The sequence below is a fragment of the Nocardioides cremeus genome (assembly GCF_030518195.1).
GTDB lineage: Bacteria > Actinomycetota > Actinomycetes > Propionibacteriales > Nocardioidaceae > Nocardioides > Nocardioides cremeus.
This window is the reverse complement of the sequence record NZ_JAULSC010000012.1, coordinates 21,722-44,213: the sequence shown is the minus strand read 5'-3', so window position 1 is coordinate 44,213 and position 22,492 is coordinate 21,722. Positions and strand designations below refer to the sequence as shown.

Annotated in this window: 17 protein-coding genes; 16 read left to right on the top strand and 1 reads right to left on the bottom strand. The window is 71.5% G+C overall.

Going from position 1 to position 22,492, the window contains the following annotated elements; genetic code table 11:
* The first annotated feature begins 82 nt into the window (after nt 1–82).
* Nucleotides 83–2,326, top strand: a complete 2,244-nt coding sequence (locus QWJ41_RS12765; protein WP_302708831.1) for a RelA/SpoT family protein — start codon at nt 83–85, stop codon at nt 2,324–2,326.
* A gap of 935 nt (nt 2,327–3,261) precedes the next feature.
* Here the strand turns inward: QWJ41_RS12765 and QWJ41_RS12760 are convergent.
* Nucleotides 3,262–4,503, bottom strand: coding sequence for a DUF349 domain-containing protein (locus QWJ41_RS12760; protein WP_302708723.1), 1,242 nt, complete (start codon nt 4,501–4,503; stop codon nt 3,262–3,264).
* Between the two features lie 116 nt (nt 4,504–4,619).
* Here QWJ41_RS12760 and QWJ41_RS12755 point away from each other — a divergent pair, with 116 nt between their 5' ends.
* The 15 genes from QWJ41_RS12755 (at nt 4,620) to QWJ41_RS12685 (ending at nt 22,491) form a co-directional block, all read left to right on the top strand.
* Nucleotides 4,620–5,291 (top strand): MBL fold metallo-hydrolase, encoded by a 672-nt coding sequence (locus QWJ41_RS12755; RefSeq protein ID WP_193669356.1) that lies wholly within the window; start codon nt 4,620–4,622, stop codon nt 5,289–5,291.
* Between the two features lie 6 nt (nt 5,292–5,297).
* Nucleotides 5,298–6,653, top strand: a complete 1,356-nt coding sequence (gene hisS / locus QWJ41_RS12750) for a histidine--tRNA ligase (protein WP_302708720.1) — start codon at nt 5,298–5,300, stop codon at nt 6,651–6,653.
* A complete protein-coding gene (gene aspS / locus QWJ41_RS12745) occupies nt 6,650–8,494 on the top strand; it encodes an aspartate--tRNA ligase (RefSeq protein WP_302708718.1) in 1,845 nt (614 codons plus the stop codon). Before hisS ends, aspS begins: the two co-directional genes overlap by 4 nt.
* Nucleotides 8,495–8,727: 233 nt before the next feature.
* Complete coding sequence (locus QWJ41_RS12740) at nt 8,728–9,711, top strand: ABC transporter permease (RefSeq protein ID WP_302708717.1); 984 nt, start codon at nt 8,728–8,730, stop codon at nt 9,709–9,711.
* 62 nt (nt 9,712–9,773) lie between these two features.
* Nucleotides 9,774–11,537 carry an ABC transporter substrate-binding protein gene (locus QWJ41_RS12735; protein ID WP_302708715.1) on the top strand — a complete coding sequence of 588 codons (1,764 nt, stop codon included), beginning with the start codon at nt 9,774–9,776 and terminating at the stop codon, nt 11,535–11,537.
* A 148-nt stretch (nt 11,538–11,685) separates the two neighbouring features.
* On the top strand, nt 11,686–12,693 hold the full coding sequence (locus QWJ41_RS12730) for an ABC transporter permease (RefSeq protein ID WP_302708713.1): 1,008 nt from the start codon (nt 11,686–11,688) through the stop codon (nt 12,691–12,693).
* The gene (locus tag QWJ41_RS12725) at nt 12,690–13,748 is read left to right on the top strand and encodes an ABC transporter ATP-binding protein (protein WP_302708711.1); all 1,059 of its coding nucleotides are present in this window, start codon (nt 12,690–12,692) and stop codon (nt 13,746–13,748) included. Before QWJ41_RS12730 ends, QWJ41_RS12725 begins: the two co-directional genes overlap by 4 nt.
* Before the next feature lie 188 nt (nt 13,749–13,936).
* Nucleotides 13,937–15,046 (top strand): ABC transporter ATP-binding protein, encoded by a 1,110-nt coding sequence (locus tag QWJ41_RS12720; protein ID WP_439117326.1) that lies wholly within the window; start codon nt 13,937–13,939, stop codon nt 15,044–15,046.
* A 23-nt stretch (nt 15,047–15,069) separates the two neighbouring features.
* Nucleotides 15,070–16,425, top strand: coding sequence for a replication-associated recombination protein A (locus QWJ41_RS12715; protein ID WP_302708708.1), 1,356 nt, complete (start codon nt 15,070–15,072; stop codon nt 16,423–16,425).
* An 11-nt stretch (nt 16,426–16,436) separates the two neighbouring features.
* Complete coding sequence (locus QWJ41_RS12710) at nt 16,437–16,973, top strand: hypothetical protein (RefSeq protein WP_302708707.1); 537 nt, start codon at nt 16,437–16,439, stop codon at nt 16,971–16,973.
* Nucleotides 16,970–17,254 (top strand): DUF6167 family protein, encoded by a 285-nt coding sequence (locus QWJ41_RS12705; RefSeq protein ID WP_302708706.1) that lies wholly within the window; start codon nt 16,970–16,972, stop codon nt 17,252–17,254. The genes QWJ41_RS12710 and QWJ41_RS12705 overlap by 4 nt, the downstream gene beginning before the upstream one ends.
* A complete protein-coding gene (gene alaS, locus QWJ41_RS12700; protein ID WP_302708704.1) occupies nt 17,254–19,929 on the top strand; it encodes an alanine--tRNA ligase in 2,676 nt (891 codons plus the stop codon). Before QWJ41_RS12705 ends, alaS begins: the two co-directional genes overlap by 1 nt.
* Before the next feature lie 5 nt (nt 19,930–19,934).
* Complete coding sequence (gene ruvX, locus QWJ41_RS12695; protein ID WP_302708702.1) at nt 19,935–20,405, top strand: Holliday junction resolvase RuvX; 471 nt, start codon at nt 19,935–19,937, stop codon at nt 20,403–20,405.
* Nucleotides 20,402–21,625 carry an endolytic transglycosylase MltG gene (gene mltG / locus QWJ41_RS12690; protein ID WP_302708700.1) on the top strand — a complete coding sequence of 408 codons (1,224 nt, stop codon included), beginning with the start codon at nt 20,402–20,404 and terminating at the stop codon, nt 21,623–21,625. The genes ruvX and mltG overlap by 4 nt, the downstream gene beginning before the upstream one ends.
* Before the next feature lie 8 nt (nt 21,626–21,633).
* Nucleotides 21,634–22,491: a shikimate dehydrogenase gene (locus QWJ41_RS12685; RefSeq protein ID WP_302708698.1), complete on the top strand. Its 858-nt coding sequence runs from the start codon at nt 21,634–21,636 to the stop codon at nt 22,489–22,491.
* Nucleotide 22,492 lies beyond the last annotated feature (1 nt).

Here is a 22,492-nt window from a genome sequence, read left to right as displayed (position 1 = left end):
CGTGAGCCAGGACCGACCCGCCCCGACCCCCGAGGCGGGATCGGAGCGCGCCCACGACGCCGTCCCGGCCTCGGCCCGGAGCATGCGCGCGCGCCTGGCCCGGATGGGTCACCGCAGCCAGGGCGCCAACCCGGTCCTCGACCCGCTCTTCCGCGCGGTGCGCGCCAACCACCCCAAGGCCGACCTGGCGCTGCTGGAGCGGGCGTACACGACGGCCGAGCGGCTGCACGGCACCCAGATGCGCAAGAGCGGTGACCCCTACATCACCCACCCGCTGGCGGTCACCACGATCCTGGCCGGCATCGGCATGACCGAGCCGACCCTGGCCGCCGCGCTGCTGCACGACACCGTCGAGGACACCTCCTACACGCTGGAGGAGCTGACGGCCGACTTCGGCGAGGAGGTGGCGCTGCTCGTCGACGGCGTCACCAAGCTCGACAAGGTCGTCTACGGCGACTCGGCCCAGGCCGAGACGATCCGCAAGATGATCGTCGCGATGTCGCGCGACATCCGGGTCCTGGTGATCAAGCTCGCCGACCGGCTGCACAACATGCGCACCCTGCGCTTCGTGCCGCAGAAGAGCCAGGAGCGCACCGCCCGCGAGACCCTCGACATCTACGCCCCGCTGGCCCACCGGCTGGGCATGAACACGATCAAGTGGGAGCTCGAGGATCTCGCGTTCGCGACCCTGCACCCGAAGATCTACGACGAGATCGTGCGGATGGTCGCCGAGCGGGCGCCCTCGCGCGAGCAGTTCATGGCCCAGGTGATCACCCAGGTCGAGAACGACCTGCGCGAGGCCCGCATCAAGGCGAAGGTCACCGGCCGGCCCAAGCACTACTACTCGATCTACCAGAAGATGATCGTGGGCGGGCGCGAGTTCTCCGACATCTACGACCTGGTCGGCATCCGGGTGCTCGTCGAGGAGGACCGCGACTGCTACGCGGTGCTGGGCATCCTGCACTCGCGGTGGAACCCGGTGCTGGGGCGGTTCAAGGACTACGTCGCGATGCCGAAGTTCAACATGTACCAGTCGCTGCACACCACGGTGATGGGCCCGCAGGGCAAGCCGGTCGAGATGCAGATCCGCACCTTCGCCCAGCACCGCCGCGCCGAGTACGGCGTCGCCGCGCACTGGAAGTACAAGGAGGACGGCCGCGCCGGCGTCGACACCGACAAGCGCGCCGACCAGGTCACCGGCGCCGGCGACATGTCGTGGGTGCGCCAGCTGCTCGACTGGCAGAGCGAGGTCGAGGATCCGGGCGAGTTCCTGGAGTCGCTGCGCTTCGAGATCAACCGGGCCGAGACCTACGTCTTCACCCCGCGCGGCGACGTGATCGCGCTGCCGGCGGGATCGACCCCCGTCGACTTCGCCTACGCCGTGCACACCGAGGTCGGCCACCACACCATCGGCGCGCGGGTCAACGGCCGCCTGGTGCCCCTGGAGTCGAAGCTCGAGAACGGCGACGTGATCGAGGTCTTCACCTCCAAGTCGGTCAACGCCGGCCCCTCGCGCGACTGGCTGGGCTTCGTGAAGTCGCCCCGCGCGCGCAACAAGATCCGCCAGTGGTTCACCAAGGAGCGGCGCGAGGAGGCGATCGAGCAGGGCAAGGACCAGATCGCCAAGCTGATGCGCAAGGAGGGCCTGCCCCTCAAGCGGCTGCTCTCCCACGAGTCGCTGACCCTGGCCGCCGAGCACTTCAAGATCGCCGACGTCACCGCCCTCTACGCGGCGGTGGGGGAGAACAACCTCTCCGCTCAGGCCGTGGTCAAGCAGGTGCTCGAGCTGCACGGCGGCGCGCAGGGCGCCGAGGAGGACCTGGCCGAGGCGGTCACGATCACCGGGCGCCGCGCCCACCGGCGTACGTCGGGCAGTGGCGACGCCGGTGTGGTCGTCAAGGGCGCCTCCGACCTGTGGGTCAAGCTGGCCAAGTGCTGCACCCCCGTGCCGCCCGACCCGATCCTGGGCTTCGTCACCAAGGGCGGCGGCGTCTCGGTGCACCGGCAGGACTGCACCAACGCCTCCTCGCTGCAGGCCCAGCCCGAGAAGCTCCTCGACGTCGAGTGGGCGCCCACCACCACCTCGACGTTCCTGGTCAACATCCAGGTCGAGGCGCTCGACAGGGCCCGCCTGCTCTCCGACATCACCATGGCGCTCTCCGACGCCCACGTGAACATCCTCTCGGCCCAGCTGGCCACCAGCCGCGACCGCGTGGCCAAGAGCCGGTTCACCTTCGAGATGGCCGAGACCAAGCACCTCGACACGGTGCTGCGCGCCGTGCGCGGCGTCCCCGGCGTCTTCGACGCCTACCGCGTCACCCAGTAGCCGCCGCTCCGCCGGGCGAGGCGCCGAGTCGGCCGGTTCGAACGAGCCGGCTCGCGGTGGTCCGTTGGTCGAGCAGTGACGAGCGCCAGCGAGGAGCGTCGTCGAGACCGGGTGACGTGCCCGCGCGCCGTACGCCGGGTGGTTGCGGGGTCTCGGCGTCGCTCGAGCCTTCGGCCCTCGCTGCTCGACCAACGGCGGTGCGCTCCGTTGGTCGAGCAGTGACGAGCGCCAGCGAGGAGCGTCGCCGAGACCGGGTGAGGTGCCCGCGCGCCGTACGCCATGGGCTCACGGGGTCTCGGCGTCGCTCGAGCCTTCGGCCCTCGCTGCTCGACCAACGGCGGTGGTCGATGGTCGAGCAGTGACGAGCGCCAGCGAGGAGCGTCGCCGAGACCGGGTGACGTTCCCACTCGCCGTACGCCGGGTGGTTGCGGGGTCTCGGCGTCGCTCGAGCCTTCGGCCCTCGCTGCTCGACCAACGCTGGTGCTCGTTGGTCGAGCAGTGACGAGCGCCAGCGAGGAGCGTCGCCGAGACCCGGCGACGCGCCCACTCGCCGTACGCCGTGGAGTCACGGGGTCTCGGCGTCGCTCGAGCCTTCGGCCCTCGCTGCTCGACCAACGGCGTTCGTTGGTCGAGCAGTGACGAGCGCCAGCGAGGAGCGTCGTCGAGACCCGGTGACGTGCCCGCGCGCCGTACGCCGGGTGGTTGCGGGGTCTCGGCGTCGCTCGAGCCTTCGGCCCTCGCTGCTCGACCAACGGCGTTCGTTGGTCGAGCAGTGACGAGCGCCAGCGAGGAGCGTCGCCGAGACCGGGTGAGGTGTCCGCTCGCCGTACGCCGGGTGGTCGCGGGGTCTCGGCGTCGCTCGAGCCTTCGGCCCTCGCTGCTCGACCGACGGGGGTGCCCTCGACCTACGGTCGGCCGACGGTGGTGGGGGAGGGTCAGCCGCCGTACTCGGCGGAGGCGCGGCGGGCCATCTCGAGGAAGGCCTGGCGGGAGGCGAGGTTCTCCTCGAGCTCGGTGACCTTCTTCTGGTTGCCGGCGGCGCGGGCCTTCTCGAGGTTCGCCTCGACCTCGTCGATGGCCGCCTGCAGCTTGGCGACCATGTCGTCGGCGCGGGCGGACTTCTCGGGGTCGGAGCGGCGCCACTGCTCGTCCTCGTGACCGCGGATGGTCTGCTCGACCTTGCGGATGCGGGCCTCGAGCTCCTTCATCCGCGAGCGCGGCACCTTGCCGGCGGCGTCCCAGCGGTCGGCGATGTCGCGGAAGGCGCGCTTGGCGGCCTCGATGTCGCCGCTCTGCTCCAGCGCCGGCAGCAGCGCCTCGGCCTCGACGAGCAGCGCGTCCTTGACCTCGGCGTTGGCGGCGAACTCCTCGTCGAGCGCGGCGTTGGCGGCGTCGCGGGCGCCGAAGAAGCGGTCCTGGGCGCCGCGGAAGCGCTTCCACAGCTTGTCGTCGATGTCCTTGGGGGCCGGGCCGGCGGCCTTCCAGTCACGCATCAGGTCGCGGTAGCGGCCCGCGGTCGGGCCCCAGTCGGTGGAGTCGGCCAGGGCCTCGGCCTCGGTGGCCAAGCGCTCCTTGACGGCCTTGGCGCCCTCGCGCTGCTCGTTGAGCTGGGCGAAGTGGGCCTTGCGGCGCCGCGTGTAGCTGGTGCGGGCGGTGGAGAAGCGCCGCCACAGCGCGTCGTCGGAGGCGCGGTCGATGCGCGGGATGGCCTTCCACTGCTCCAGCAGGTCGCGCAGCCGGTTGGCGCCGTGGCGCCAGTCGTCGCCCTCGGCGAGCTTCTCGGCCTGGGCGACCAGCTTCTCCTTGGCCTCGCGGGCCTCGGCGCTGCGCTTCTCCTTCTCCGCGCGACGGGCGTCGCGCTGGATCGCCAGGATCGGCGCCAGCGCGTCGAGACGGGCCTCGAGACCGGCCAGGTCACCGACGGCGTTGGCGTCGTGGACCTGGGCACGCACCGTGCGCACCGACTCCGCGGCCTCCTCCGGCGACATCACCCCCGAGTTCACGCGCTTCTCGAGCAGCTCGACCTCGAAGGCCAGCGCTGCGAAGCGCTCGGTGAAGAAGTCGAGCGCCTCCTCGGGCGTGCCGGCGGGGTAGGACCCCACCGCCCGCTCGCCGTCGTTGGTGCGGACGTAGACGGTCCCGTCGTCGGCGACGCGTCCCCACTGGTGGCTCGTCACAAAGATTCCCTGTGTCCTCGGTGCCCCGGTGCGAGAGGCAGGTGCAGATGTGAGGTCACATGCTAGTGGCGCGGTCCTGGTTCGGCTCCCGGCGCCCCGGTCGATAGTGTGGCGCCGTGTTCATCGCCGGCTTCCCCGCAGGTCCCTGGGGCACCAACTGCTACGTCGTCGCCACCGGTCCGGGCTCCGAGTGCGTGGTGGTCGATCCCGGCAAGGACGCCGCCCAGGGCGTCGCCGAGGTGGTGCGAGAGCACCGGCTCAAGCCGGTCTCGGTGCTGGTCACCCACGGCCACGTCGACCACATGTGGTGCGTGGCCCCGGTGGCCGGCAGCTACGACGCGACGGCGTGGATCCATCCCGCCGACCGGCACCTGCTGACCGACCCGATGGCCGGCATGTCGCGCGAGACCACCCAGATGCTGCTGGGCGGCTCCTACGAGTGGGCAGAGCCCGACGACGTGCGCGAGCTCTCCGACACCCAGGTGCTCGAGCTGGCGGGGCTGCGCTTCGTCGTCGACCACGCGCCCGGCCATACCGAGGGGTCGGTCACCTTCCGCACGCCGTACGACGCCCAGGACGTCTCCGAGGTGATGTTCTCGGGCGACCTGCTCTTCGCCGGCTCCATCGGGCGCACCGACCTGCCCGGCGGCGACCACCCCACGATGCTGCGCAGCCTGGCCTCGAAGGTGTTGCCGCTGGCCGACGACATCGTGGTGCTGCCCGGCCACGGCGAGCAGACCTCCATCGGCCGCGAGCGCGCGACCAACCCGTACCTGCAGGACCTCTGAGGACACATGAGCGCCAAGATCCGCCCGCTGAGCGGGTTCCCCGAGCTGCTGCCCGCACAACGCGTCGTCGAGCAGCAGGTCATCGACACCCTGCGGCACACCTTCGAGCTGCACGGCTTCGCCGGCATCGAGACCCGTGCCGTCGAGCCGCTCGACCAGCTGCTGCGCAAGGGCGACACCTCCAAGGAGGTCTACCTGCTGCGCCGGCTGGCTGAGGAGTCGCCCGAGGGCCACGCCGGCCTCGGCCTGCACTTCGACCTGACGGTGCCCTTCGCCCGCTATGTCCTCGAGAACGCGGGCAAGCTGGAGTTCCCCTTCCGGCGCTACCAGATCCAGAAGGTCTGGCGCGGTGAGCGGCCCCAGGAGGGCAGGTACCGGGAGTTCACCCAGGCCGACATCGACATCGTCGGTCGCGACACCCTGGCCCTCCACCACGACGTGGAGGTCGCGCGGGTGATGCTCGACGCGCTGTCGCGCCTCGACCTCCTGCCCGGGCTCCGGCTGCAGGTCAACAACCGCAAGCTCATCCAGGGCTTCTACGCCGGGCTCGGCATCGACGACGTCGACGAGGTGATGCGCCTGGTCGACAAGCTCGACAAGCTGCCGGTCGAGCAGGTCCGGACCCTGCTCGTCGACGAGGCCGGCGCCACCGAGGCCCAGGCCGAGCAGGTGCTGGCGCTGGCGACGATCCGCAGCAGCGACGACTCGTTCGTCGACCGGGTGCGCGCCCTGGGCGTGGAGCACCCTCTCCTCGAGGAAGGGCTCACCGAGCTCGCCGCGCTGGTGGCCGGCTGTGCCGACCTGGTCGACGACCGGGTCCGCATCGAGGCCGACCTGTCGATCGCCCGCGGGCTCGACTACTACACCGGCACGGTCTTCGAGACCCGCCTCGACGGCTACGAGTCGCTCGGCTCGATCTGCTCGGGCGGGCGCTACGACGCCCTCGCCACCGACGGTCGCACCACCTACCCCGGTGTCGGCATCTCGTTGGGCCTGAGCCGGCTGGTGGTGACGCTGCTGGCCCGCACCGGCATGGCGGCCGACCGTGCCGTGCCCAGCGCGGTGCTCGTGGCGGTCACCGACGAGGCGAGCCGGCCCGAGTCCGATGCCATCGCCACCGCGCTGCGCGCCCACGGGGTGCCCTGCGAGGTGGCGGCCAGCGCCGCGAAGTTCGGCAAGCAGATCCGCTACGCCGAGCGGCGCGGCATCCCCTTCGTCTGGTTCACCGGCGAGTCCGGCCACCAGGTCAAGGACATCCGCACGGGGGAGCAGGTGGACGCCGACCCGGCCACCTGGGCCCCGCCCTCCGACGACCTCCGACCGAAGGTCGTCTCCCGCACAGATCAGGAGCAGAAGCAGTGATCCGCACCCATGACGCCGGCGCCCTCCGCGCCGAGCACGTCGGCCAGACCGTCACCCTCGCCGGGTGGGTGGCGCGGCGGCGCGATCACGGCGGGGTCGCCTTCCTCGACCTGCGCGAGGCCAGCGGCGTCGTGCAGGTGGTCGTGCGCGACGAGGCCGTGGCCCACCAGCTGCGCAACGAGTACTGCATCAAGGTGACCGGCGAGGTCGGGCTGCGCCCCGAGGGCAACGCCAACCCCAACCTGCCCACCGGCGAGATCGAGGTCGTCACCACCGACCTCGAGGTGCTGAGCGCCGCCGCGCCGCTGCCGTTCCCGATCGACGAGCACGTCGAGGTGGGGGAGGAGGTGCGGCTCAAGCACCGCTACCTCGACCTGCGCCGCGCGGGCCCCGCGCACGCGCTGCGCCTGCGCAGCAAGGTCAACAAGGCCGCGCGCGACGTGCTCGACCGCCATGCCTTCGTCGAGGTCGAGACCCCGACCCTGACCCGCAGCACCCCCGAGGGCGCGCGCGACTTCCTGGTGCCGGCCCGCCTGCACCCGGGCAGCTGGTACGCGCTGCCGCAGAGCCCGCAGCTGTTCAAGCAGCTGCTGATGGTCGGCGGCATGGAGCGCTACTACCAGATCGCGCGCTGCTACCGCGACGAGGACTTCCGCGCCGACCGCCAGCCCGAGTTCACCCAGCTCGACATCGAGATGTCCTTCGTCGAGCAGGAGGACGTCATCGCGCTGATGGAGGACGTCCTCTCGGCGATGTGGGCGCTGATCGACGTCGAGATCCCGCGCCCGATCCCGCGGATGACCTACGCCGACGCGATGGCGCGCTTCGGCTCCGACAAGCCCGACCTGCGCATGGGTCAGGAGCTGGTCGAGTGCACCGAGTACTTCGCCGAGACCCCGTTCCGGGTCTTCCAGGCCGAGTACGTCGGCGCGGTGGTCATGCCGGGCGGCGCGTCGCAGCCGCGCAAGCAGCTCGACGCCTGGCAGGAGTGGGCCAAGCAGCGCGGCGCGCGCGGCCTGGCCTACGTGCTGGTCGGTGAGGACGGGACCCTGGGGGGCCCCGTCGCCAAGAACCTGAGCGACGCCGAGAAGGACGGCCTGGCCGCCCACGTGGGCGCCGAGCCGGGCGACTGCGTCTTCTTCGCGGCCGGTGCCACCAAGTCCAGCCGGGCGCTCCTCGGCGCGGCGCGCCTCGAGATCGGTCGTCGCTGCGAGCTGATCGACGAGTCGGCCTTCGCCTTCACCTGGGTCGTCGACGCGCCGCTCTTCGAGCCGGCCAGCGAGGCGGTCGCCAGCGGCGACGTCGCCGTGGGCGCCGGCGCGTGGACCGCGGTCCACCACGCTTTCACCAGCCCGCAGCCCGCGTTCATGGACTCCCTCGAGTCCGACCCGGGCGCGGCGCTGGCCTACGCCTACGACATCGTCTGCAACGGCAGCGAGCTGGGCGGCGGGTCGATCCGTATCCACCGCGAGGACGTGCAGAAGCGCGTCTTCTCGGTGATGGGCATCGGCGAGGACGAGGCGGCCGAGAAGTTCGGGTTCCTGCTCGACGCCTTCAAGTACGGCGCGCCCCCGCACGGCGGCATCGCGGTGGGCATGGACCGCATCGTCGCGATCCTGGCGGGCGCCGACTCGATCCGCGACGTCATCGCCTTCCCCAAGTCCGGCGGCGGCTTCGACCCGCTCACCGCCGCGCCGGCCCCGATCACGCCCGAGCAGCGCGCCGAGGCCGGCGTCGACGCCGAGCCGGAGGCCGACGACGAGGCCGCTGACGAGGCTCCTGACAAGGCTGGCGACAAGGCCGGCGACAAGGCCGGCGAGCCGCAGCAGCAGGGCGCCTGAGCCCCGCTGAGCCCGCTTCTCCACGACCCCTCTGCGCCCGTGGCGCAGGGGGGTCGTGGCGTCTCGGCGCCTGAGACCAGATCGTTACTCCCGAGTGACCGACGACGCGTCACGTGTCACATAGAGTCCCCCTCGGCGCGCAGGGAGCGCGCGCCGGGAGACCCCCGGCGAACCAACCAGATGGGGTGAGCATGTCGTCGGCACAGACCGCCGGACCCGAGACGCTGGGTCGGATGAGCGACGAGCCCCAGGGCAAGGACCCGAGCACCAAGAAGGCCAAGTCGATCACCGGCAAGTCGCCGATGCGGATCGCGATGGGTCGCCTGATGCGCGACAAGATCGCGGTCGTCTGCCTGGCCACCGTGGTCTTCTTCGTGCTCATCGCGATCTTCTCCGGAGTGCTGCAGCGCCTCTTCGGCGTCGACACCGACACGGTGCTGCCCAGCCAGTTCCTCGACCTCGACGGCATCCCGCGGCCCGAGTACGGCCCGCCCTACGGCGCCTTCACGATGGAGCACCCCTTCGGCATCGCGCCGCGCACCGCGACCGACAACCTCGCCTACTGGCTCGAGGGCGCTCGCAACTCGCTGCAGATCGCCACCCTGGCGACCGTCGTGGCCACCATCGTCGGCATCACCCTGGGCCTGCTGGCCGGCTTCCTCGGCGGCGTCGTCGACAAGGTGATCTCCTTCATCACCGACTTCTTCCTGACCCTGCCGTTCCTGCTGGCCGCGCTGACCATCGCCCCCATCGTCAGCGAGCGCTTCCGCGACAACCCCAACTACGTGACGATCCAGGTCACCCAGCTGGTGCTGGTGCTGGCCTTCTTCGGCTGGATGGGCCTGGCCCGCCTGATCCGCGGCGAGGTGCTCTCGCTGCGCGAGCGCGAGTTCATCCAGGCCGCCCGGGTGCTGGGCATGCCCACCCACCGGGTGCTGCTGCGCGAGCTGATGCCCAACCTCGCCGCGCCGATCGTGGTCAGCACCTCGCTGATGCTGCCGGCCTTCGTCTCCGCCGAGGCGGGCCTGGCCTTCCTCGGCATCGGCATCACCTCGCGTCCCTCGTGGGGCCAGACCCTGACGCAGGCGACCAGCTTCTTCAACGACTACTCCCTCTACCTGTGGCAGCCGCTGCTCGGCATCGTGGCGCTCGTGCTGGCACTCAACCTCTTGGGCGACGCGGTTCGTGACGCGCTCGACCCGAAGACCCGTCGCTGACGGGGCTCGACGTGGCGCGAATCCTCCTCGCGCCACGACCAAGTAACAAGAAAGGCTGGACAATGAGACGGACCAAGCCGCTGGCGGTTGTCGCCGGCGCTGCGCTGTTGACCCTTGCCGCGTGTGGTGGCTCGGGCGATGGCGGCGAGACCAACGCGGGCGAGCGTGAGTTCGACAACGCCTCCGAGACCATCGACAAGGACCCCGAGGCCCAGGGCCCGGCCGAGGACATCGAGGGCGCCACCGCTGGTGGCACCATCACCGTCTTCCTGCCCGGCGACCCCGGCCCGGACGACCTCGACCCCACCAACGGCTGGTCGGTCACCGGCAACTCGATCCAGCAGGCGCTCACCAGCCGCTCGCTGACGCAGTACAAGCGCGACCCCGAGTCGACCACCGGTGAGATGATCCTGGTCCCCGACCTGGCCGTCGACCTCGGTCAGCCCAACGAGGACTTCACCGAGTGGACCTTCGAGATCCGCGACGACGCCACCTGGGAGGACGGCTCCCCGATCACCGCGGAGGAGGTCGCCTGGGGCATCAACCGGTCGATGGACTCCGAGCAGTTCCCGTCGGGCCCGGGCACCGAGTACTCGCAGCAGTACTTCCTGGGTGCGGGCGAGTACGAGGGCCCCTACACCGACAAGAACACCGACTGGGAGGGCGTCGAGTTCGACAACGACGCCTCGACCGTCACCATCAAGATGGCCAAGACCTTCCCCGACATGGACTACTGGGGCGCCTTCATGGCGATGGGCCCGGCTCCGCTCGGCAAGGAGAGCCAGCCCCCGGCCTACGGCCAGAACATCAAGTCGAACGGCCCCTACAAGGTCGACTCGTTCCGCCCCGGCGACGAGCTGGTGCTGGTCAAGAACGACCAGTGGAACCCCGAGTCCGACCCGGCGCGCCACCAGTACGCCGACAAGTGGGTCTTCAAGTTCAACGCCGACGGCGACCAGACCGACCAGATCATGCTCAGCGACAACACCGAGTCGCAGACCGCGCTGTCCACGCAGCTCGGCTCGAGCAGCTACACCGACGGCTCCGAGGTCCTCGGCGACCGCCTGGTGCAGCAGTCCTCGCAGTGCACCAGCTTCCTGTACCCCGACTACGAGTCGACGGACCTGAACTGGCGCAAGGCCGTGGCCTACGCCTACCCCTACGAGGACGCGTGGCAGGCCGGCGGTGAGGTGCCGGGCGTGACCCGCGTGCCCGCCAACTCGATCATGCCCCCGGGCATGTCCGGCAAGAGCGACTACTTCGTCGACGGTGAGCAGTTCACCTTCGACCCGGAGAAGGCCAAGGAGCTCCTCGCGGAGTCCGACACGCCCGCCGAGATCTCGATGATCTTCTACGAGGCCGACCCGCTGGCCGTCGCGACGCAGAAGGTCATCACCGAGGGCTTCGAGCAGGCCGGCTTCACGGTCAAGGCGACCGGCGTCCAGGAGTCCCCGTACTCCACCTGGACCAACCCGGACGACAAGCTCAACAAGAGCCTGAACCTGCGTGGCGTCAACTGGTGCTCGGACTGGCCCTCGGGCCTGACCATGGTCCCGCCGCTGACCCGCACGGGCGCGACCTACAACACCGGTTTCTTCTCCGAGTCCGCCATGGACGACCGCATGGACGAGATCCCGAACATGGAGCTCGAGGAGCAGGCCGAGGCATGGGGCCAGCTCGACGAGGACATGTCCACCGAGTTCTTCCCGATCATCCCGACCGCGTTCCGCAACGACCTCTACGCGTTCGGCTCCAAGATCGGCAACCCGACCGGTGACGGCTCGATCGGTGCCCCGAACTACAAGGATCTCTTCGTGATGCAGTGATCGACCCCGTCGATCAGCACCACGTGAGCCCTTCGGTTCACCGCACCACCAGCTAGTGCACGACCAATAGCACGACAGTGGCGGGGACCCCCGAGACCCGGGGGTCCCCGTCGCCCCGCACGACCTCCCCACGGAAGAGAGATCCTCGATGTTCGCCTACGTCGTCAAACGGCTCCTGGCCGGTGTGCTGGTGCTGTTCCTGGTGTCGATGTCGATCTTCCTGCTCTTCTGGTACGGGCCCAACGAGCCCGCCCGGGTCATGTGCGACACCAAGACCTCCAACCGCTGCAACGCCGAGCGCCTCGACCGCTTCACCGAGGAGCTGGGCTACAACAACGCCTGGTACGCCGAGTACGGCGACTACGTCAAGGGTGTCTTCGTCGGGCGCGACATCACCGTCGCCGCCCAGACCACCCGCTGCGACGCGCCCTGCTTCGGGCTCTCCTACAAGAACGGCAAGCCCGTCTGGGAGGACATGAAGGACCGCCTGCCGGCGACCTTCTCCGTGGCCATCGGCGGCGCGACCCTCTACCTGCTGCTCGGAGTGCCACTAGGGGTGGCCGCCGCGCGAAGACGCGGCACCGTGCAGGACAAGGCCCTGGTCTCCAGCTTCCTGTTCCTCAGCTCGGTGCCCTACTACCTCTTCGCCCTGCTGACCTGGCTCTTCTTCTCGCTGAAGTGGGAGGTGCCACTCATCGGCGACACCGGCTACGTGCCACTGACCGAGTCACCCACCGCCTGGTTCGGCGGGCTGGCGCTCGCCTGGATCTGCCTGGGCATCTTCGGGTGCACGCAGTACACCCGCTACGCCCGTGGCGCGATGGTCGAGGCGCTGAGCGAGGACTACATCCGCACCGCCAAGGCCAAGGGCCTGCCCACCCGCACCGTGGTCTACCGGCACGGCCTGCGCGCCGCGCTGGTGCCGATCGTGACGATCTTCGGCATCGACTTCGGCACCCTGCTGGCCGGCACCATCTTCACCGAGCGCATCTTCGACATCGAGGGCATCGGCCTGTGGAGCCTGCGCGCAGTGATGCAGCGCGACCTGCCGATCGTCTCGGCCACCGCGCTGTTCAGCGCCGTCGTGCTGATCATGGCCAACCTGATCGTCGACCTCGTCTACTCCATCCTCGACCCGAGAGTGAGGCTGTCGTGAGCAGCACCGAACCGTTCCTCGTGGTGGAGGACCTCACGGTCCGCTTCCCGACCGAGGACGGCCTGGTCACGGCCGTGCAGGACCTGAGCTACTCCGTCGAGAAGGGCAAGACCCTCGGCATCGTGGGGGAGTCGGGCTCGGGCAAGTCGGTCTCGTCGATGGCCGTGCTGGGCCTGCACGACGCCCGCACCGCCCGCATCACCGGCTCCATCCGGGTCGACGGCCAGGAGGTCGTCGGGCTCAACGAGGCCGGGCTGCGCAAGCTGCGCGGGCGCCAGATCGCGATGATCTTCCAGGACGCCCTGGCCGCGCTGCACCCCTTCTACAAGATCGGTGGCCAGCTGGCCGAGGCCTACCAGGTCCACCACCCCAAGGCCACCAAGCGCGAGGCCCGCCGCAAGGCCGTGGAGATGCTCGACCGCGTCGGCATCCCGCAGCCCGACCGCCGCGTCGACGACTTCCCGCACCAGTTCTCCGGCGGCATGCGCCAGCGCGCGATGATCGCGATGGGCCTGATCAACGACCCGTCGCTGCTGATCGCCGACGAGCCGACGACCGCGCTCGACGTCACGGTCCAGGCCCAGATCCTCGACCTGCTGCAGGACCTGCAGAGCGAGTTCAACTCCGCGGTCATCATCATCACCCACGACCTCGGCGTGATCGCCGAGATGGCCGATGACGTGCTGGTCATGTACGCCGGTCGCGGCGTGGAGTACGGCCCGGGCAAGGAGATCCTGACCCGGCCGCAGATGCCCTACACCTGGGGCCTGCTCTCCTCGGTGCCCGACGTCACGGGTGACACCGACTCCAAGCTGATCCCGATCCCCGGCAACCCGCCGAGCCTGCTGAACCCGCCCACCGGGTGCGCCTTCCACCCCCGCTGCGTGCACTCCGACAAGGTCGAGGGCGACCTGTGCGCCACCACGATGCCCGCCTTCGAGCAGGGCAACAGCGGCGTCAGGCACCTCAAGCGCTGCCACCTGCGTGACCCCGAGGTGATCTTCGAGCGCGAGGTCCTGCCCGTCATCGCCCCTGAGCTGCTCGAGGAGAAGTGATGTCGAACATCAACCTGGACACCGACCCGGAGCGCAACCCCGAGAACCCGGAGACCCGGCACGCCCCCGAGCTGGCCAAGCCCGACGACGTCTCACACCTGAGCTTCGCCGAGATCGCGGCCCAGGGCCACGGCGCCACCCGGCTCGACCCCGACGCGCCGGCCGTGCTGTCGGTCGACAACCTGAAGATGTACTTCCCGGTGAAGTCCTCGGGCGTCGTGCGCCGCACCATCGGCCACGTGCAGGCCGTCGACGGCATCAGCTTCGAGGTGCCCAGGGGCGGGTCGCTGGGCCTCGTGGGGGAGTCGGGCTGCGGCAAGTCGACCACCGGTCGCCTGATCACCCGCCTCTACGAGCCGACCGGCGGCTCGATGCACTTCGGCGAGGACCGCGTCGACCTGGCGAAGGTCTCGAACCGGGCCATGAAGCCGCTGCGCCGCGACGTGCAGATGATCTTCCAGGACCCCTACACCTCGCTGAACCCGCGCCACACCGTCGGCTCGATCGTCGGGGCACCGCTGTCGGTGCACAAGGTGGTGCCCAAGGACAAGATCAAGGACCGGGTCAAGGAGCTCCTCGAGGTCGTCGGCCTCAACCCCGAGCACTACAACCGCTACCCCAACGAGTTCTCCGGCGGCCAGCGCCAGCGCATCGGCATCGCCCGCGCGCTCACCCTGAACCCCAAGCTGCTGGTGGCCGACGAGCCGGTCTCCGCGCTCGACGTCTCGATCCAGGCACAGGTCATCAACCTGCTCCAGGAGCTGCAGGCCGAGATGGGCATCGCGTTCCTCTTCATCGCCCACGACCTGGCGATCGTGCGGCACTTCTGCCCCGAGGTCGCGGTGATGTACCTGGGCAAGATCGTCGAGATCGCCGACCGCGAGACGATCTACGGCTCGGCCCACCACCCCTACACCCAGGCGCTGCTCTCGGCCGTGCCCGACGTGAAGCAGGCGGCCATCGGGGGCCGCCGCGAGCGGATCCGACTCGAGGGCGACGTGCCGAGCCCGATCAACCCGCCGTCGGGCTGCCGCTTCCGCACCCGCTGCCACCTGGCCCAGGACATCTGCGCCAAGGTCGAGCCGCCGCTGCTGCAGATCGGCCCGCGCCACAAGGTGGCCTGCCACTTCGCCGGCGAGCTGGGCGACGCGCCGCGCACGCCGGTCACCGCCGGCCTGCTGGGCGTCGACGGCCAGGGCAGCCCGGACCCCTCGGTCACCCCCGAGGACATCCCCACGGGCCCCGGCTACGAGAAGCGCTGGTTCGACGTGAAGTCGAGGCAGATGGTCTCGGCCTGAGCACCGGCTCCTAGGCTGTCGGGGTGGACGCACTGTTCGACGCCCCGACGGCCGGCTCCGGCCGCACAGGCGGCGGCTCCCTGTCAGCCAGCTCGCACGCCTCGGCGCCGCTGGCGGTGCGGATGCGCCCGCGCACGCTCGAGGAGCTGGTGGGCCAGTCACAGCTGCGCGAGCCGGGCTCGCCGTTGCACCAGCTGATCGAGGACCAGCGCTCGCTCTCGCTGCTGCTGTGGGGCCCGCCCGGCACCGGCAAGACCACCATCGCCTCGATCCTGAGCCAGCAGACCGACCGTCGCTTCGTCGAGGTCTCGGCGGTCTCGGCCGGGGTCAAGGAGGTCCGGGCAGCCATCGACAGCGCCCGCGCCGAGCTGGTCGCCACCGGCAACGAGACGGTGCTCTTCGTCGACGAGGTGCACCGCTTCAGCAAGGCCCAGCAGGACGCGCTGCTGCCCGGCGTCGAGAACCGCTGGGTCACCCTGGTGGCCGCCACCACCGAGAACCCGTTCTTCTCGGTCATCTCCCCGCTGCTGTCGCGCAGCCTGCTGCTGCGCCTGGAGTCGCTCAGCGACGCCGACGTGCGCGCGGTCATCGACCAGGCGCTGGTCGACGAGCGCGGACTCGCGGGGGAGTACACCCTGGCCGAGGACGCCGCCGAGCACCTGGTGCGCCTGGCCGGCGGCGACGCGCGGCGCAGCCTGACCTACCTCGAGGCGGCGGCCGGCGCGGCCCGTGCCCGCGGCGCCACCGAGGTCGACCTGGCCACGGCGGAGACGGCGGTCGACCAGGCCGCGGTGCGCTACGACCGGCAGGGCGACCAGCACTACGACGTGACCAGCGCCTTCATCAAGTCGGTGCGCGGCTCCGACGCCGACGCCGCCATGCACTACCTGACCCGGATGATGGAGGCCGGCGAGGACCCGCGCTTCATCGCCCGCCGGCTGGTGGTCCTGGCCAGCGAGGACATCGGCCTCGCCGACCCGACGGCCCTGACCACCGCGGTGGCCGCCGCCCAGGCGGTGCAGCTGATCGGGATGCCCGAGGCGAAGTTCAACCTGGCCCACGCCACCATCGCGCTGGCCGTCGCGCCCAAGTCCAACGCCGTCACCACCGCCCTGGCCGAGGCCTCGGGCGACGTGCGCGCGGGCAAGGTCGGACCGGTGCCGGCGCACCTGCGCGACGCCCACTACGCGGGCGCCAAGGACCTCGGCCACGGCCGCAGCTACACCTACAGCCACGACGAGCCCTACGGGGTGGCCGAGCAGCAGTACGCCCCCGACGTGGTCGCCGACGCGACGTACTACCGGCCCAAGGAGATCGGTGCCGAGGCGGCGATCAAGGAGCGGTGGGAGCGAGTTCGTCGCATCATCCGCGGACGGTAGGGTCGGGCACCATGACCGAGCAGTGGAGCGTGCCCGCGTGGGCACTCGTCGCCACCACCGTCGCCGTGCTCCTGCTCGGGCTGCTCGCCGCCACCGCGCTGGTGGCTGTGGGGCGCGCCCGACGCAGGGCCGCGGCCGAGCTCGACGCCGTACGGCGTACCGCCGAGCAGCTCGTGGCGAGGGTCGAGGACGTCGAGCACCGGCTGGCCCGCCAGCAGCGGCGCGAGTCGCTCGACGGGCACGAGTACGTCATCACGCACGTGGGCGAGGAGCCCGAGGCGCCGCCGGAGGCCCGCGACGCGCAGGACGCGCCGACCGTCCCGGCCCCGCTCTTCGCCGACCTGGTGCTGCGCGAGAGCGCGGTGCAGGCTGCGTCGTTGGCCCACGGGCTGCGCCGGGCGCTCGCGCCGGAGACCCGCCACCGCATCCGCTTCGAGATGCGCCGCGAGGTCAAGCGGGCGCGCAAGCAGCGCCGTGCCGACCTGCGCGCCGCGCGTCGCGAGTGGCAGGCCCGGGGCCGCGCCGACCAGGCGGAGCCGGCCGCATGAGCCGCGGGCTCTGGTTCGTGGCCGGAGCCGGCGCCGGGGTCTACGCGATGGTGCGTGGTCGTCGTGCCGCCGAGGCGCTGACCGCCGACGGCCTGCGCGACCGCGCCGGCGCCCTGGCGCTCGGCGCCCGGCTCTTCCGCGACGAGGTCGCCCAGGGCCGGGCCGAGGTGCAGGACGAGCTGCGCGAGCGGCTCGCCGCCGCCGGTCCCCGGCAGATCCAGGCCGCCCCCGACCACCCCGACACACCCCCACCGACAGCAGGACAGGAAGGCAGCAGCTGATGGAGACCGCGGAGATCCGGCGCAGGTTCGTGGCGCACTTCGAGCGTCACGGGCACACGGTCGTGCCGTCGGCCTCGCTGCTGCTCGACGACCCCAACCTGCTGTTCGTCAACGCCGGCATGGTGCCCTTCAAGCCCTACTTCCTGGGCCAGGAGAGCCCCAAGTGGGACCGGGCCACGAGCGTGCAGAAGTGCGTGCGCACCCTCGACATCGAGGAGGTCGGCAAGACCACGCGCCACGGCACCTTCTTCCAGATGTGCGGCAACTTCTCCTTCGGCGACTACTTCAAGGAGGGGGCGATCCGCTTCGCCTGGAGCCTGGTCACCGGCTCCGTCGACGACGGCGGCTTCGGCTTCGACCCCGAGAAGATCTGGGTCACCGTGCTGCCCAGCGACGACGAGGCCAAGCAGCTGTGGCACGAGGTCGCGGGCCTGCCCTTCGAGCGCATCCAGGAGCGTGGGCTCGAGGACAACTACTGGAACATGGGCGTGCCGGGCCCCGGCGGGCCGTGCTCGGAGATCTACGTCGACCGCGGGCCGGAGTACGGTCCCGACGGCGGCCCGAACGCCGACGAGGACCGGTTCCTGGAGATCTGGAACCTCGTCTTCATGCAGGAGTCGCTGAGCCAGGTCCGCTCGAAGGCCGACTTCGACGTCGAGGGGCCGCTGCCGGCCAAGAACATCGACACCGGCATGGGCCTGGAGCGGGTGGCCTACCTGCTGCAGGGCAAGGAGAACCTCTACGAGATCGACGAGGTCTTCCCGGTCATCGAGCGCGCCGCCGAGCTGAGCGGCAGGAAGTACGGCGCCGACCCGGCCGACGACGTGCGCTTCCGCGTGGTGGCCGACCACGTGCGCAGCGCGCTGATGCTGATCAGCGACGGCGTCACCCCCGGCAACGAGGCCCGCGGCTACGTGCTGCGCCGGCTGCTGCGCCGCGCCATCCGCTCCATGCGCCTGCTCGGCTACGACGGCCCGGCGCTGCGCGAGCTGCTGCCGGTCAGCCGCGACCGGATGAAGCTGTCCTACCCCGAGGTGGAGACCGGCTTCGACCGGATCAGCCGGGTCGCCTACGCCGAGGAGGACGCGTTCGCCAAGACGCTGCTCGCCGGCACCCAGCTCTTCGACCGCGCCGCCGAGGAGGTCCGCAGCGCCGGGCAGTCCCGGCTCTCCGGCGCCCAGGCGTTCACCCTGCACGACACCTACGGCTTCCCGATCGACCTGACCCTCGAGATGGCCTCGGAGGCCGGTCTGGGCGTCGACGAGCAGGGCTTCCGCGGTCTGATGGCCGAGCAGCGCGAGCGCGCGAAGGCCGACGCGAAGGCCAAGAAGGGCCAGCACGCCGACACCGGCGTCTACCGCGGCATCCTCGACGCCCACGGGCCGACCGACTGGCTGGCCTACGAGACGCTGCAGACCGAGTCGCGGGTGCTCGCGGTCCTCTCCGGCGGTGCCGGGGTGCCGGCGCTGGGTGCCGGCGAGGTCGGCGAGGTCGTGCTCGACCGCACCCCGTTCTACGCCGAGTCCGGCGGCCAGGCCGCCGACGCGGGCGTCCTGGTCAGCGACGGCGCCCGGCTCGAGGTGCTCGACGTGCAGCGCCCGGTGCGCGGGCTCGTGGTGCACCAGGTGCGCGTGCTCGAGGGCGAGCTCGTGCAGGGCGCGCCGCTGGCCGCGGAGGTCGACCCCGAGTGGCGCACCGGCGCGCGCCAGGCCCACTCGGGCACCCACGTGGTGCACGCCGCGCTGCGCGAGGTGCTCGGGCCCTCGGCCCTGCAGTCGGGCTCTTACAACCGCCCCGGCTACCTGCGCCTCGACTTCGGCTGGACCAGCTCGCTGAGCCCCGAGCAGGTGCGCGACATCGAGCAGGTCTCCAACCAGGCGCTGCGCGCCGACCTGCCTGTCGGGTGGCAGTACATGACGCTCGAGCAGGCCAAGGAGTGGGGCGCGATCGCGCTCTTCGGCGAGACCTACGACGACACCCAGGTGCGCGTCGTCGAGATCGGCGGCCCGTGGTCGCGCGAGCTGTGCGGCGGCACGCACGTCGAGCACTCCTCCCAGATCGGCACCGTGGTGGTGACCGGCGAGTCGTCGGTGGGCTCGGGCAACCGGCGCATCGAGGCCTTCACCGGCGTTGAGGGCTTCGCCTACCTGGCCCGCGAGCGCGACGTGGTCGCCCAGCTCACCGGCCTGCTCAAGACGCAGCCCGACGACCTCGTGCCGCGGGTCTCCGACCTCGTCGAGCGGCTGCGCTCTGCGGAGAAGGAGGTCGAGAAGGCGCGCCTGGCCCAGCTGCTCTCCGGCGGCGCGACCTTGGCCGCCGGCGCCCGCGACGTGCACGGGGTCGCCGTGGTGGCGCACCGCGTCGACGGCGCGGGCGGCGGCGACGTACGCACCCTGGCCACCGACGTGCGCGGCCGGCTGCCGCAGGACCGCCCCGGCGTGGTGGTCGTGCTCGGCGTCCTCGACGGCAAGGTGTCGGTGGTCGCGGCGACCAACGACGCGGCCCGCGCCCGCGGGCTCAGCGCCAACGACCTGGTGCGCGCGGTCGGTCCGTTCGTCGGCGGCAAGGGCGGCGGCAAGGCCGACGTGGCCCAGGGCGGTGGCGCCGACACCACCCGTCTCGACGAGGCGCTCACCGCGGTCGAGGCCGAGGTCGCCCGCGCGGCCGGGGCCTGAGCCGGGTGCGCCACGGCACCCGCCTGGGCATCGACCCGGGCGACGCCCGGATCGGGGTGGCCCGCAGCGACCCCTCGGGCTTCCTGGCCACGCCGGTCGAGACGGTGCGCCGCGGTGGCGGCGACCTGCGTCGGCTGGGTGCCATCCTCAAGGAGGTCTCGGAGGACTCCGAGGTGATCGAGGTGGTCGTCGGGCTGCCCCGCTCGCTGAAGGGCGGCGAGGGTCCGGCGGCGGTGAAGGTCCGTGAGTTCGCGGCCTCGCTGGCGCGCCGGGTCGCCCCGGTGCCGGTGCGGCTGGTCGACGAGCGGCTCACCACCGTGTCGGCGGAGGCTATGCTGCGCGACCGAGGACGCAAGGGCAGCAACCGGCGTGCGGTGGTGGACCAGGCTGCGGCCGTGGTGATCCTCCAGCACGCACTGGACACCGAACGCGCCACGGGCACCGCTCCGGGCGAGATCGTCGAGGAGCAGGCATGACCGAGCAGCAGCCCGACGGGGTCCACGACGATGGGGACGACGGCGCCCACGCGGACGGCGAGACCGTCGACGCCGCCACCGTGCTCCCGGCCGAGCCGGAGTACGTCGCCGGCGGCTCCCGGCGCCGCAAGCGCAACCGGCTGCCCGGCTGCCTGGCGGTGCTCGTCGCGCTCGGGCTGATCGGCGGCGGCCTGTGGTTCGCCGGCACCAAGGTGACCGACTTCGTCTCCGACCGCTTCTCCTCCGCGCCCGACTACGACGGCCCCGGCCGCGGCCGGGTGCTCTTCGAGGTCAGCAGCGGCGACACCGCCGCCGCGATCTGCCGCGGGCTCAAGGACGAGGACGTCGTCGCCTCCGTCGACTCCTGCATCTCCGCCGCCCAGGCCGACAGCGAGTCGGCCGGCATCCAGGTCGGCTTCTACGAGCTGCAGAAGGAGATGGCCTCCGCCGACGCCATCGACGTGCTGGTCGACCCCGCCAACCTGCTGACCAGCTCGGTCACGGTGCCCGAGGGCCTCAACGTCGACCAGGTGGTCGACGTGCTGGCCAAGGGCACCGAGTTCGGCGCCGGACGCTTCCGCAACGTGCTCGAGCAGCCCGAGAAGATCGGGCTGCCCGACTACGCCGACGGCAACCCCGAGGGCTACCTGTTCCCCTCCACCTACGCCTTCGGCCCGAAGGACAAGCCCAAGGACATGCTCAGCGCGATGGTCGACCGCTGGGAACGGGCCGCCGAGGAGGCCGACCTCGAGGGCGCCGCCGAGAAGCTCGGCTACACGCCCCACGAGCTGATGACCGTGGCCAGCCTGGTCGAGGCCGAGGGCCGCGGCGACGACATGCCCAAGGTCGCCCGGGTGATCTACAACCGCCTGGAGAACCCCGAGAACGGGGTCACCAACGGCCTGCTGCAGATCGACGCGGCCGTCAACTACGCCCTCGACAAGTCGCCCATCGCCCGGCTCACGCTCGACGAGATCGACTCCGTGGCCGACTCGCCGTACAACACCTACACCCAGCAGGGGCTGCCGCCCGGTCCGATCGAGGCCCCCGGTGACGCGGCCATCGAGGCCGCCGCCGCCCCGGCCGACGGGCCCTGGCTGTTCTACGTGACGGTCAACCTCGAGACCGGCGAGACGAAGTTCACCGAGTCCTACGACGAGTTCCTCGGCTTCCGCCGTGAGCTGGACGAGTACTGCGACACCCAGTCGGACCGCTGCTGAGCACGACGGTGGCTCCTGTGCGCTGCGCCGTGCTCGGCGACCCCGTCGACCACTCGCTATCGCCGGTGCTGCACCGCGCGGCGTACGACGCACTGGGGCTGGCGGGCTGGGCCTACGAGGCGGTGCGGGTGCCGGGCGGGACCCTCGCCGACTTCCTGCGCGGCCTCGACGGCTCGTGGCGCGGGCTGTCGCTGACCATGCCGCTCAAGCGCGAGCTGCTCGACCTCGCCGGCGAGGTCACCGACCGGGCCCGCCTGGTGGGGGCCGCCAACACCCTCGTGCTCGGCGACGACGTCGCCGCCGGCGGGCTGGCAGACAACACCGACCTGCCCGGTGCGGCCGCGGCGGTGCGCGAGCGCTGGGCCGGCGCCGTCGACGACGTGGTCGTGCTGGGCGGCGGGGCCACCGCCGCGTCGACCGCGCTGGCGCTCGTCGAGGAGGGCGCCACCCGGGTGCGGGTGCTGGCCCGCTCGCCGCAGCGTGCGGCGCAGACCGTCGACGCGGTCCGGGCGCACCCCTCGGCGCCCCGGGTCGAGGCACTGGCGCTGCCCACGCAGCCGGTGCACGCCGACGTGGTGGTCTCCACCGTCCCGGCGGACGCCCAGGGGCCCGACCTGCTCGCGCTGCTGCACGCACCCGTGTTCTTCGAGGTGCTCTACGACCCCTGGCCCACCCCGCTGGCGAAGGCCGCCGGGGAGCGTGGAGCCGTGCTCGTGGGTGGCCTCGACCTGCTCGTCCACCAGGCCGCGCTGCAGGTCGAGCTCTTCACCGGTGCCTCCACCGACCCCTCCACCGACCGGCCCGCCCCGCTCGCGGTGATGCGCGAGGCCGGCGAGCGCGCGCTGCTCGCCCGGGCGCGGGGCTGAC

Coding starts and splice junctions, on each gene's coding strand:
- QWJ41_RS12735 (WP_302708715.1), top strand. CDS start 9,774: ATGAGACGGACCAAGCCGCTGGCGGTTGTCGCCGGCGCTGCGCTGTTG.
- QWJ41_RS12710 (WP_302708707.1), top strand. CDS start 16,437: ATGACCGAGCAGTGGAGCGTGCCCGCGTGGGCACTCGTCGCCACCACC.
- mltG (WP_302708700.1), top strand. CDS start 20,402: ATGACCGAGCAGCAGCCCGACGGGGTCCACGACGATGGGGACGACGGC.
- alaS (WP_302708704.1), top strand. CDS start 17,254: ATGGAGACCGCGGAGATCCGGCGCAGGTTCGTGGCGCACTTCGAGCGT.
- QWJ41_RS12765 (WP_302708831.1), top strand. CDS start 83: ATGCGCGCGCGCCTGGCCCGGATGGGTCACCGCAGCCAGGGCGCCAAC.
- QWJ41_RS12730 (WP_302708713.1), top strand. CDS start 11,686: ATGTTCGCCTACGTCGTCAAACGGCTCCTGGCCGGTGTGCTGGTGCTG.
- QWJ41_RS12740 (WP_302708717.1), top strand. CDS start 8,728: ATGAGCGACGAGCCCCAGGGCAAGGACCCGAGCACCAAGAAGGCCAAG.
- QWJ41_RS12705 (WP_302708706.1), top strand. CDS start 16,970: ATGAGCCGCGGGCTCTGGTTCGTGGCCGGAGCCGGCGCCGGGGTCTAC.
- hisS (WP_302708720.1), top strand. CDS start 5,298: ATGAGCGCCAAGATCCGCCCGCTGAGCGGGTTCCCCGAGCTGCTGCCC.
- QWJ41_RS12720 (WP_439117326.1), top strand. CDS start 13,937: ATGTACTTCCCGGTGAAGTCCTCGGGCGTCGTGCGCCGCACCATCGGC.